Below are 12,518 nucleotides of genomic sequence, written 5' to 3'. Positions count from 1 at the left end.
GATGCCATCAGTAGTGCGGCGGTAATTCTTCGCTGGCCCGGCTTTGCGCCGGGCCAGCGCCTTCGGGCATTTGCAGGCGCAACTGGCGCACTTCGCGCATCAGCAGATCAATCTCCTGCTGCTGGCGCACGATGACCTGGTTGAGCTGGTCCAGCAGGTCTTCGGCAAAACTGGCCTTGATTTCCAGATCGGTCAGGCGTTGGTCGGTGGTGTCAGAGGGCAGGTGTTGTTCCATCACGCTATTGGACACCACCCTGGCGGCGGATTTCGCGCAGCATGAAGAGGTATAAGCCTTCAACCTTCTCACGCGCCCACGGCGTCTTGCGCAGAAATTTCAGGCTGGAGTTGACGCTGGGCTCAAACGTGAAGCAGCGCACGGGTATGCGTTCACCCAGGCCTTCCCAGCCGTAGTACTCGGCCAGCTCGGTGACGATGGCTTCCAGCGTCTTGCCGTGCAGGGGGTTGTGGGGTTGAGAAGGCGTTGGCGTCGTCATAAGACGCGTATTGTCCACCGACTGGCCAAGTCCTTGTCGACTACCGGCCCCACAAGGCGTGCATGGCCGTTACAAACCCGGGGTCACTGAGCATCTGTACCGGTTGCCCCGCCACGTACACAGCGGCAAACCGCGCATCCGGGCTGGAGAACACCAGGGCGTCCAGCATATGGTCGGCGGGCACGCCCAGCAGCGACGGCGCCAGCGTATCCAGCACGCAGAAGTCTGCACGCTGGCCCAATGCAATGCCACCCAATGCCAAGCCGGTGGCGTTGTGACCGCCGGCCATGGCAGCATCCAGCAAGGCAGCAGCGCTGCTCAATGGCCCCAGGGTCTGGGCGGCCACATTGCGTTTGCGTTGGGTCAGGCGCTGCGAATACTCCAGCAGGCGCAACTCTTCGCTCCAGCGGCGGGTGACGTGGCTGTCCGAGCCTATGGACCAGGTTCCGCGCACCGCGGCATAACCCGGCAGGTCAAACACGCCGTCCCCGAGGTTGGCCTCGGTGGCAGGGCAGATGACGATGGATGCACCGCGTGCCTGCACGCCGGCCAGTTCATGGGGCGTGGTGTGGGTGGCGTGAACCAGGTTCCAGCGGGCATCCACCTCGACATGGTTCAGCAGCCATTCAATCGGGCGCTGACCGGTCTGGGCCAGGCAGTCGTCGACTTCCTGCGTTTGTTCAGCAATGTGGATGTGCACCGGCAGGCCACCCTGCTTCGCATAGGCAGCCAGCTCCATCAGCGCCTGGGGGCTGACTGCGCGTAGCGAGTGGATGGCCACACCCACGTTGATGCGCGTATCGCCTTGTGTCTGTGCCTGCACGGCTTCGATAACCCGCCCAATGCTCTCGGGTGTGGACACAAAGCGGCGCTGGTCTTCGCGCAGCCCGTTGGCCGTGAAGCCCGAGCGCATGTACAGCGTGGGTAGCAGCGTCAGGCCCATGCCGGTGCGCTGGGCCGCGCGCACCAAGGCGAGTGACATCTCGGCAGCATTGGCATAGGGCGCACCGTCCAACCCGTTGTGCAGGTAATGGAATTCGCAAACCTGCGTATAACCACCGGCCAGCAGTTCGGCATACAGCTGGCTGGCAATGGCTTCCAGCTGGTCGGGCGTGATGCGGTTGGCGGCCGAATACATGCGGTCGCGCCAGCTCCAGAAGTCATCGCTTGCACCAGCACCGCTGCTGCGCCGCTCGGTCAGGCCGGTGATGGCGCGCTGGAAGGCATGGCTGTGGGCATTGACCACGCCCGGCAACACCGGACCGCCCAAGCGAGTGGCGCCCGCTTGTTGTTGCACGGTTGCATGGGTCTGCACCTCGCTCCAGCAGCCGTCTGCCCCCACCCCCAACAAAACGTCATAGGCCCATGCACCCTGCATCCAGGCCTGGGGTGCGAAAAACTGCTGTGCTTCACTTTTCATAGCAACCCCGGCAAGCAGCAAGGGAGCTGGCGACCATTTTCTTCAATACAGGTTGTATATGTGCAGCCACGTTGGCGTCGTAGGTGTAGGGTGCCTCTTCTTGCATATAGAGGTGCTGGCACATCTCCAGCTGGATGGCGTGGATGCTGTTGGCGGGCTGGCCATAGTGGCGGGTGATGTAGCCACCCTTGAAGCGGCCATTGAGCACGGTACTGATGTGTGGGAAGCTGGCGCAGGCCTGCAGGGCCGCGTCAGCAATACGGGCATCGGCACTGGCGCCGCTGGCCGTGCCAATGCTCAGGTCTGGCAGGCGGCCGTCAAACAGCCAGGGTAGTTGTGAGCGGATGCTGTGTGCATCCCACAGTAGCGCATAGCCGTGCTGCGCTTTCAAACGCGCCAGTTCGCCGGCCAATGCGCTGTGGTAAGGCTGCCAATAGGTCTCGCGGCGGCGCAGGCGTTCTGCGGGAGCAGGTGCCTGGCCAGGCTGGTACAGCGGCTCACCGGTGAAGAAGTGTGTGGGGCACAGCTCGGTATTCGCGGCGCCGGGGTACATGGGCGTATCGTCCGGCGGGCGGTTCAGGTCGATCACATAACGCGAGGTGCTGGGTGTCAACACACTGGCACCCAACTCACCCAGAAAGTTGTACAGCGTGTGCAAATGCCAGTCGGTGTCTTCCACCTGCAGCGCGCGGGGCGCGTAGTGGGGTTGCAGCTCGGCAGGAATGTGAGTGCCAATGTGCGGCATGCTGACCAGCAGCGGCACGGTGCCCTGCTGCAGCGTAAAGACGGGTGGTGGCGCGCTCATGACACTTCTTGTCCCTTGAAAATGGTTTGTATGCGGGGGTTGCCGCCCAGTGCATAACTCAGCTCGGCCGGGCGTTGCACATCCCACAACACAAAGTCGGCGCGTTTGCCCGCGGCCAGCACGCCGCGGTCTTTTAGTCCCAGCGCGGCGGCAGCGTTGCGTGTTACGCCGGCCAACGCCTCTTCGGGTGTCAGGCGGAATAAGGTGCAGGCCATGTTCAGCATCAGCAGCAAGGAGGTGCAGGGCGAGGTGCCGGGGTTGCTGTCCGTAGACACGGCCATGAGTACGCCATGCTGGCGCAGCAAGCCAATGGGCGGCAGCTTGGTCTCCCGCAAAAAGTAGAAGGCGCCGGGCAGCAACACGGCCACCGTTCCCGCTGCCGCCATGGCCTGGGCGCCTTCGGCAGACAACCATTCCAGGTGGTCACAACTCAAGGCGCCATAACGGGCAGCCAGTTGGGTGCCGCCGCTGTCGCTGAGCTGCTCGGCATGTAACTTGACGGGCAAGCCCAAGGCTTGGGCAGAAGCAAACACACGCTCCATCTGCGCAGTGCTGAAGGCAATACGTTCACAAAAACCGTCCACCGCATCGACCAGGCCCTCGGCATGCAAGACCGGCAGCATCTGCAGCACGGTATCCACATAGTCGTCCGTACGGCCGGCGAATTCGTGCGGCACGGCGTGTGCACCCAAAAAGGTGGTGCGCACATCCACGGCGTGGTGCTGCGCCAGCGCACGCGCCACGGCCAGGCACTTGCGTTCATGCTCCAGCGCCAAGCCGTAGCCGGACTTGATTTCCACCGTCGTCACGCCCTCTGCCATGAGGCCTTTTATGCGCCGGGTACTGCGGGCCTGCAACTCCGCCGCGGTGGCGGTGCGTGTAGCTTGCACGGTGGACGCAATGCCGCCACCGGCGCGGGCGATGTCTTCATAACTGGCGCCGTTGAGCCGCATCTCGAACTCGTTGGCACGGTCGCCACCATAGACCAGGTGTGTGTGGCAGTCGATCAGGCCTGGGGTGATCAGGGCACCACCGGCGTCGTTTAGTACCGTGCAGCGTTCCATCCATTCGGACGGCAACTCTGCGTGGGGGCCGACCCAGGCAAGCGTGTCTCCCTCCACCACCAGCGCGGCGTTCTCCACCAGCCCATACGGCTGCTGCGCGCCAGGCACCATGGTGGCCGCGTCGCAATGCATCCAAACCTGCACACTCATCCCGCCAACTCCATCCACAACACGTGGCTGCCGCTGATGTGCACAGTGGCCGCCTTGGTCAAGCTGCGCCACACCAGCGTACCAGCCGGTACAAACAGGTCTTCTGTATTAAATTGGACTCTAGCCCCCGAATCCACTGCGTATATAGCTATCGTTTTAGTAGCGCCGGCCAGCACCGTGAGATCCCCCTGTACCCGCACCATACGGGCGGGCAGGCAGTCGCCCTGCACCATCAGGTTGAAATCCTGGGTGGTGCCGCCCAGCAAGGCGCAGTGGGTGGTGGCGCCGCCGTCAAAACACAGGGCAGGATCGGCCGCGGTCAAGCGGTGTTCGCAAGCCCCCGCGTCGCCACTGTCGGACGGGGTGCGCACGGTGAGTGTGACGCCATCGCCCTTGAGCACCGCGAACCAGCGCGTAATGCCCTCGAAGCGCGAGAACGGCCCGCTGGCGGTGACTTCGGCCACTGACATGCGCCAGCGCCACGCGCCCTCCGCGGGCCAGGCCGCCAGTTCGCGGGTTAAACCGCCGCCATTGCGCCAAGGGGTTGCTGGCACGTCGGCCAGGTGGATGGTGCGCCAGGTCATAGTTGAAAATTCCCACTGAAACTGTATCGAACACCGGGATACACCAGGCGGGCAATGCTGGCCACGCGTTTGCCACTAATGGTTCTGCGTTTCATGACCAGACACGGTGCGGTCGTACTGATATCCAGTGCCTTGGCCTCCTGCGCACTGGGCAGGGCCGCTTCGATGGAGTAGCTGGCCTCGGTCAGGGGCGCATGCTCCAGCAGGTAATGAGTGGGCGTGGTCTGGGTCAGGTCGGCGTCCAGGTAATGCGGCGCCGACGCCGGGTTGACATAACGGTCTTCAAACTGGATGGCTACCCCGTTCTCGTAGTGCACCTGCATGGAGTGGAACACCCGGGAGCCGGCACGCACCTTGAGCGACTGCGCCAGCACGGCATCGGCCCGCACCGTTTCCACCAGCAAGACAGTTGTGCTGTGGGTGTGGCCGCGCTCCAGGATTTCTTCGTGGATGTCCCGCACGGCCAGTGTGCTGGAGATGCGGTGCAACTGGGCCACCACGGTGCCCGAGCCCTGGACCCGGGTCACTACACCTTCCACCGCCAGTTCCTTCACCGCGCGGTTGACGGTCATGCGGCTCAGGCCAAACTGCTGCTGCAGCGCCGCCTCGCTGGGCACGGCATCACCGGGGCGCCAAACTCCCTGGTTGATCTGGGCTTTGACGAAGGCTTTGACCTGTTCGTACGCGGGCAATGGATTCTGGGACATGGTAGACAGATAGTCTGCTCGTTTCAGGTGATTGTACAAGTTGTATAGACAACATGGTGCAGACAAACCCTTAAACGGGGATTCTCACCGTGAAACAGGTTCCGCGCCCCAGTTCACTCTGCACGGCGATGCTGCCACCATGGCTTTCCACCGCGCGTTTGACAATGGTCAGGCCCAGGCCCGTGCCTGGAATGTCGCCCACATTGGTGGCGCGGTGGAAGTTGCCAAACAGCTTGGGGATCTCGCCCGCCGGTATGCCAATGCCCTGGTCCCGCACCTCAAATACCAGTTCACCCGGCGCAGAATGGTGTGCACTGAAACAGGCCAGCTGGCCGTTGGGGCTGTACTTGATGGCATTGGAGAGCAGGTTGCCCAGAATGTGGCGCAACAGCTTTTCGTCAGCCATGACCGGGCCCTCGCCCAGGTTCAGCTCCAGTGTCAGCAGATCGGCCTGGCTGCCATCGGGCGCCACCTGTCCCGCCTGGGCCTCGTCCCGCAGTTGGCGGCACAAGGTCGCTAGGTCCAGGGGTTTGGGTCTGAACTCCAGCAGGTTGGCGTCGGCCTTGCCAATGGTCAGCACCTGGTCCAGCATCACAACCATGCGCCGTGCCGCGCCCTCTATGCTGCGCAGGGTGTCGCCACGCTCCGCGGCCGACAGTCGATCGCCGTAGTGCACCAGCAACTCCTGCGACGACAAAATGGTGGTCAAGGGTGTGCGGAACTCGTGCGTGGTCATGGAGACAAAGCTGGACTTGAGGGCATTGAGCTCCACCTGCTGGGCCATGGCCAACTCGAAGCGCCGTTTGTCCTCGGCGTTGCGCCGCTCCAGGGCATCACGCGCCTCTTTCAGCGACAGCTGGGCCTTGACCCGTGCCAGCAGCAGAGGTGGGCTGATGGGTTTGGTGATGTAGTCCACCGCACCCAGATCAAAGCCCTGTTGCTCGCCCGCCTCATCCGACTTGGCGGTGAGGAAGATGACCGGGATGTCCCGTGTGGCGGGGTCGTCCTTAAGGCGACGGCAAACCTCATAACCATCCAGGCCGGGCATCATGATGTCCAGCAGTATCAGGTCTGGCACAGCGGCGGCGGCAATGGCCAGGGCATGTTCGCCATTGCTGGCGACCTTGACCTTGTACAGCCCCCGCAGCAGTGCATTGACCACGGCCAGGTTCTCAGGCGTGTCGTCCACCGCCAGCACGGTTTTGAGAGCAGGTGTGTCGGGGGCACTCATCGTTTTTCCAGTGGCGAGCTTCTAGCTGGACGCCAGCACGGCCGCTGCCGCCCTGAAGTCAAAGTTTTGTATGGCTTTTTCCAACGTAGCAAATTTTGCACCATCGCCCAGGGCCTGCCGCAAGGCGCTGGCGTGCTCGGCCAGGTAGGCCAGAGCTTCACCGTCGTCTTCTGCCAGGTAGCGGCCCAGCTGCGCCAGCGCCTGGGCTGCCAACTCCGCTGGTAGCGGTGTGTTGTCAACCGGCGTGCCGTCGGGTGCACCACTAGCTGCATTCCCTGCAGCCAGCACCTGGTCAATGGCAGCCAGTGCGGCTTGCAATTGCGTAGCGAAAGCGGCGATGCCGTGCGCGTCCCATGTCCCCTGCGGCAGAGCCAGCTCCAGGCTTGCCGCTTGGGCGGACAGGGCTTGGGCACCCAGGTTACCCGCTACGCCTTTGATGGTGTGCAGCAGGCGCTCAGCCTCGGCCGTGTGCCCCGCCTCCAGCAGGCCTCGCAAGGCATCTGCCGCACCCGCATGGTGCTCTGCAAACTGCACCAGCACATTGCGGTAGGCCGTCCAGTTGCCCGCCATGCGCCGCAGACCCGCCGCCGCATCCAATCCCACCGCTGGGGTATCGCCCTTGTCGTTTGCTGCCGTTGCCGCGTGTGCAGCGTCTGTGCCGGATTCTTGCAAGCCCCCTTGTCCACACCAGCGCTCCAATGCACGGAACAGGGTGTCGGGGTCTATGGGTTTGGTCACATGGTCATTCATGCCGACCGCCAGGCAGTTGTCCCGCTCGCTGGCCAGGGCATGGGCCGTCATGGCCACGATGGGCAGCGTGGCAAAGCGGGGGTTCTGGCGCAGGCGCCGGGTGGCTTCAAAACCATCCATCACCGGCATTTGCAGGTCCATGAGCACCAAGTTGTAGGTTCCGTCTGCCGCCTGCTCCAGCGTCTGCAAGGCCACGGCGCCGTTGTCGGCCACATCCACCCGCGCGCCCACGCTTTGCAACAGTTCGGTGGCAATTTGCTGGTTGATGCTGTTGTCCTCCACCAGCAGTACACGGGCCGCCTGCAGTTCGACCTGGTGGATCTCTGCGCCCCGCGCAGCGGCCTCGCCCTCGGTGTAGCCAAAGATTTCCAGCAGCCCGTCTACCAGCGCCGACTGGTGGATGGGTTTGACCAAAAATCCGTCGGCCTGCACCTGCTGCGCGGCCGTGCGCACCTCGTCCAGGCCAAAGGCCGTCACCATGACCACGGCCGGGGTCTTGCCCAGGCTGGCATCACCCTTGATCAACCGCGTAGCCTCTACCCCGTTGATGCCGGGCATCTTCCAGTCCATAAAAACAATGTCATAGGCTCGGCCCGTGCTGGCAGCGCTCTTGACCGCAGCGACCGCTTCAGCCCCGGAGCCCACCGTGTCCACGTCAAATGGGATGCTGGACAACATGCCCAGCAGAATCTCGCGTGCGGCGGAGTTGTCGTCGGCCACCAGGGCACGCAGGCCATTCAGCGCCTGGGGTATCAGATGTTTCTTGACCGGCAAGCTGTGCGCCAGGTCAAACCAGCAGGTAAAGGTAAAGCGGGTACCGTGCCCGGGTGTGCTGGTGGCCTCTATGTTGCCCTGCATCAGGTCCACCAATTGTTTGCTGATGGACAGGCCCAAGCCTGTGCCGCCGTACTTGCGGGTGGTGGAGCCATCGGCCTGCGAGAACGCCTGAAACAACTTGGCCAACTGCTCTGGGGTCATGCCTATGCCCGTGTCGTGCACGGTGAACTGCAAATGCACGCGGCCCGGTTCACGCGCCAAGCAGGTGGTGGTGACGCGGACCTCTCCCGTGTCGGTGAACTTGATGGCGTTGTTGATCAGGTTGGTAAAAATTTGCCCCAGGCGCAGCGGGTCTCCCACCAGCGCCAGCGGTATGTCGGCGGGGGTCTGGAACAGAAACTCCAGACCTTTTTCGTGGGCCTTATACGCGGTGACGTTGGACACATTGGCCATCACCTCTTCCAGGCTGAATTCGATCTGCTCCAGCTCCAGCTTGCCAGCCTCTACCTTGGAAAAGTCCAGGATGTCATTGATGATGCCCAAGAGTGAGGTGGCGGCCTTGTGCGCCTTGGTGACGTAGTCGCGCTGCTTGGCATTCAGGTCGGTGCGCAGGGCCAGGTAGGACATGCCGATGATGGCGTTCATGGGGGTGCGGATTTCGTGGCTCATATTGGCCAGAAACTCGCCTTTGGCCTGGGTTGCGGTTTCGGCCACATCCTTGGCGGCACGCAGCTCTTCTTCGGCCAGGTTGCGGCTTTCGTTAACCAGCACCATCCACCAGGTGGCAATGCTGGAGAACACGGCCAGGATGAAAAACAGGCGGTAGGCATAGTCGGTGATGGGGCTCTCTGCCATTGCGCCAGTGGCTGCTTTGGTCGAGGGCAACGTGACCCAAACCATGACCGCAATGAGCGACAGCATCACGCCCCATAGCAACATGAAATTGGACACCCGCAGGGCATTTTGTTGCGATACCCCGCGCTTGAAAACGTGGCCCAGGCCCGTTGCCACCGCCGCGTGGTAATAGTCCAGGAAGGAACGCGTCTTGGGCTTGCACTGGTCTTTGCAATTGGTCTCCAGCGTGCAGCACAGCGAGCAGATGGCGCCCCCATGGAAGGGGCAGTGTGCACAATCGGTCATCACGTAGTTCTGGCCACACACCTGGCACAGCACCATCTCTTCCGATCGGTACGGGTAGGCACTCTCGCGGGCGATGTAGTACTTGCCCTTGGTCAGGATGGCAATCGCGGGGGACAGCACAAAAGCCAGTACTGCAGCAATCAACCAGGAGTAGGCCTGTGCATACACGCCCAGTGCACCGCTGAAGGCGATGGTGGACACAATGCAGGCAATCACCATGCTGCCTACGCCCACCGGATTCCAGTCGAACAGATGCGCGCGCTTGAATTCAATGATGGGCGGGCTCAGTTTGAACGGTTTGTTGATGGCCAGGTCTGCCACCACGGCGCAGATCCACGCGACCGCAATATTGGAGTACAGCCCCAAGACATTGTTCAGCGCCTCGAACAGGTTCAACTCCATCAGCAGCAAGGCAATGGCGCTGTTAAACACCAACCAGACCACACGCCCCGGGTGGGCATGGGTCACACGCGAGAAGAAGTTGGACCAGGAGAGCGAGCCCGAGTACGCATTGGTCACGTTAACCTTGAGTTCAGACACCACAACAAACAGGGTGCCCACGAGCAAGGCCGTTCCCGGGTTGTCGAATACATACCGAAAGGCCAGGTTGAAGAGTGCGATAGGCTCTTTGGCGTCGACGATGGCTACACCGGCCAGCACCGCCAAGGCGGCCAACACTGCGCCTCCAATCTGTTTGGCAAAGGCAATCACAATCCAGCCCGCGCCACCTGCCAGCGTGTTGACCCACCAGCTCCACCGGTTCTGCTTGGTGCGGTCTGGCATAAAGCGCAGGTAGTCCACCTGCTCGCCAATCTGCGCAATCAGCGCGAAAGAAATGCCGGCCGCAATACCAAACTGCAGCGCATCAAAACCCGAACTGCCGGTCACCTGCCCCTTGATCTGCACCATGGAGCTGAAGGCCGCCGGCTCACGTGTCAGTACAAAATAAAACGGCAGTATGAGCAGCACCAGCCACAGCGGCTGCGTCCACTTGTGCAGGCGGTTGATAGCTGTTACGCCATAAAAAACGATGGGGATAACCACTACCGAACAGACGATGTAGCCCAACCACAGTGGCAGGCCAAAACACAGCTTGAGCGCCTGCGCCATGATGGCCGACTCGATCGCCAGGAAGATGAAGGTGAACGAGGCGTATATCAGCGACGTGAAGGTAGACCCCACATAACCAAAGCCCGCTGCGCGGGTCAACAGGTCCATGTCGATGTTGTGCCGCGCCGAGTAGTGGCAGATCGGCAGACTGACCGCAAAGATGATCACGGCCGCGAAAACCATGGCCCACAAGGCGTTGCTAAAACCGTAATCCAGCAGTAGCAATGCACCTATGGCCTCATACGACAGTGCCGAGTTGGTTCCAATCAGCGTGGTGGCCAGTGTGCGAGGTGACCATTTGCGAAAACTGGCCGGCGAATAACGCAAGGCGTAGTCTTCTATCGACTCGTTGGCCACCCACTGGTTGTAGTTGCGACGGGATCGGTTGATGACGTGCTGCGGCATCGGCAAAGCCTCCTGGGATGCCCCAAGTGGACCACTTTTTTGTGCAAACCAGTCAAAAAATAGACTAGGGTTAACCCTTTGTTGCATTAAGTTGTATAGACAACTATAGTATCAACATTCACCGCTGTACCAACCACTGCCCGGGAGCAAAACCATGGCCACGACTTCACCATCACCTTTTTCCGACGCCAAAGCCCGCCCCGTGCGTGCACCCCGCGGCCCAGAGCTCTCCTGCGCCAACTGGCAGATCGAAGCGGCCTACCGCATGCTGCAAAACAACCTGGACCCCGAAGTGGCCGAGAACCCCAACGAACTGGTGGTCTACGGCGGCATTGGCAAGGCAGCGCGCAACTGGCCGGCGTTTGACGCCATCCTGGACAGCCTGCGCAAGCTGCAACCCAACGAAACGCTGATGGTGCAGTCCGGCAAACCGGTGGGCGTGTTCCGCACCCATGAGGGCGCACCGCGCGTGCTGATTGCCAACTCCAACCTGGTGCCCAAGTGGGCCAACTGGGAACACTTCAACGAGCTCGACCGCAAGGGCCTGATGATGTACGGCCAGATGACGGCCGGCAGCTGGATCTACATCGGTTCACAAGGCATTGTGCAGGGCACCTACGAGACATTTGTCGAAGCTGGCCGCCAGCACTACAACGGGGATCTGAGCGGCCGCTGGGTGCTGACCGCCGGCCTGGGTGGTATGGGTGGCGCGCAGCCTTTGGCCGCCACGTTTGCGGGCGCCTGCTCGTTGACCATCGAATGCCAGCAAAGCAGCATCGACTTCCGCCTGAAGACCCGTTATGTGGACGAACAGGCCTCCGACCTGGACGACGCGCTGGCCCGTATCGCCAAATACACGAGTGAGAAAAAGGCCGTGTCCATTGCCCTGTTGGGCAATGCCGCGCGCATCTTGCCGGCGCTGGCCGAGCGCTGCAAGGCCGGCACCGCCACCCGCCCCGACCTGGTGACCGACCAGACATCGGCCCACGACCTGATCAACGGCTACCTGCCAGCAGGTTGGTCCGTGGAGCAATGGAAGGCCGCGCAAAAAGACCCGGCACAACACGCCGATTTGACCGCCGCCGCCGCACGCAGCTGCGCCGACCATGTCAAGGCCATGCTGCTGTTCCAGGCCATGGGCATCCCCACCGTGGACTATGGCAACAACATCCGCCAGGTGGCGTTCGACCAGGGTGTGAAGAACGCGTTTGACTTCCCCGGCTTTGTGCCAGCCTATGTGCGCCCGCTGTTTTGCCGCGGTGTCGGCCCCTTCCGCTGGGTGGCGCTGAGCGGCGACCCCGAAGACATCCGCAAGACCGACGCCAAGATGAAAGAGCTGTTCCCCCACAACGCCGGCCTGCACCGCTGGCTGGACATGGCCGGTGAACGTATCGCCTTCCAGGGCCTGCCCGCACGCATTTGCTGGATCGGCCTGGGTGAACGCCACCTGGCCGGCCTGGCCTTCAACGAGATGGTCAAGAGCGGTGAATTGAAGGGCCCCATCGTCATCGGTCGCGACCACCTGGACAGCGGCTCGGTCGCATCCCCCAACCGCGAGACCGAATCCATGATGGACGGCAGCGATGCGGTCAGCGATTGGCCCCTGCTCAACGCGTTGCTCAACGCGGCCAGTGGTGCCACCTGGGTCAGCTTGCACCACGGTGGTGGTGTGGGTATGGGTTACTCGCAACACAGCGGCGTGGTTATCGTGGCCGACGGCACGGCGGAGGCTGGCGAGAAGCTGGGCCGTGTATTGTTCAACGACCCGGCCACGGGTGTGATGCGCCACGCCGACGCAGGCTATGACATTGCACGGCAAAGCGCCCGCGACAATGGCCTGAACCTGCCGATGCTCAAGTAAAAATCACACGTAGCCCCCGT

10 protein-coding genes are annotated in these 12,518 nt (G+C 62.2%); 1 reads left to right on the top strand and 9 read right to left on the bottom strand.

Annotated elements, in window-relative coordinates; translation table 11 throughout:
• Positions 1–7 precede the first annotated feature (7 nt).
• From HZ993_RS19890 to HZ993_RS19850, 9 genes are all read right to left on the bottom strand, one after another.
• Positions 8–235 (bottom strand): SlyX family protein, encoded by a 228-nt coding sequence (locus HZ993_RS19890; RefSeq protein WP_209394439.1) that lies wholly within the window; start codon positions 233–235, stop codon positions 8–10.
• Between the two features lie 4 nt (positions 236–239).
• Positions 240–494: a VF530 family DNA-binding protein gene (locus HZ993_RS19885; protein ID WP_209394438.1), complete on the bottom strand. Its 255-nt coding sequence runs from the start codon at positions 492–494 to the stop codon at positions 240–242.
• A gap of 40 nt (positions 495–534) precedes the next feature.
• Positions 535–1,914, bottom strand: a complete 1,380-nt coding sequence (locus HZ993_RS19880; protein WP_209394437.1) for a formimidoylglutamate deiminase — start codon at positions 1,912–1,914, stop codon at positions 535–537.
• The gene (hutG, locus tag HZ993_RS19875; protein WP_209394436.1) at positions 1,904–2,719 is read right to left on the bottom strand and encodes an N-formylglutamate deformylase; all 816 of its coding nucleotides are present in this window, start codon (positions 2,717–2,719) and stop codon (positions 1,904–1,906) included. The genes HZ993_RS19880 and hutG overlap by 11 nt, the downstream gene beginning before the upstream one ends.
• Positions 2,716–3,933 carry an imidazolonepropionase gene (gene hutI, locus HZ993_RS19870; protein ID WP_209394435.1) on the bottom strand — a complete coding sequence of 406 codons (1,218 nt, stop codon included), beginning with the start codon at positions 3,931–3,933 and terminating at the stop codon, positions 2,716–2,718. The genes hutG and hutI overlap by 4 nt, the downstream gene beginning before the upstream one ends.
• Positions 3,930–4,517, bottom strand: coding sequence for a HutD family protein (locus HZ993_RS19865; RefSeq protein ID WP_209394434.1), 588 nt, complete (start codon positions 4,515–4,517; stop codon positions 3,930–3,932). The genes hutI and HZ993_RS19865 overlap by 4 nt, the downstream gene beginning before the upstream one ends.
• The gene (gene hutC / locus HZ993_RS19860) at positions 4,514–5,224 is read right to left on the bottom strand and encodes a histidine utilization repressor (protein ID WP_209394433.1); all 711 of its coding nucleotides are present in this window, start codon (positions 5,222–5,224) and stop codon (positions 4,514–4,516) included. The genes HZ993_RS19865 and hutC overlap by 4 nt, the downstream gene beginning before the upstream one ends.
• Before the next feature lie 70 nt (positions 5,225–5,294).
• Positions 5,295–6,455 (bottom strand): hybrid sensor histidine kinase/response regulator, encoded by a 1,161-nt coding sequence (locus tag HZ993_RS19855; protein WP_209394432.1) that lies wholly within the window; start codon positions 6,453–6,455, stop codon positions 5,295–5,297.
• A 21-nt stretch (positions 6,456–6,476) separates the two neighbouring features.
• Positions 6,477–10,637, bottom strand: coding sequence for a response regulator (locus HZ993_RS19850; RefSeq protein ID WP_209394431.1), 4,161 nt, complete (start codon positions 10,635–10,637; stop codon positions 6,477–6,479).
• Between the two features lie 154 nt (positions 10,638–10,791).
• Here HZ993_RS19850 and hutU point away from each other — a divergent pair, with 154 nt between their 5' ends.
• Positions 10,792–12,498: a urocanate hydratase gene (gene hutU, locus HZ993_RS19845; protein WP_209394430.1), complete on the top strand. Its 1,707-nt coding sequence runs from the start codon at positions 10,792–10,794 to the stop codon at positions 12,496–12,498.
• Positions 12,499–12,518: the final 20 nt, after the last annotated feature.

The sequence above is a fragment of the Rhodoferax sp. AJA081-3 genome, from assembly GCF_017798165.1.
In the GTDB taxonomy this organism is placed as follows: Bacteria; Pseudomonadota; Gammaproteobacteria; order Burkholderiales; family Burkholderiaceae_C; genus Allorhodoferax.
Note: the sequence above shows the minus strand (reverse complement) of the source record. Positions and strands in the feature narration are given on the sequence as shown.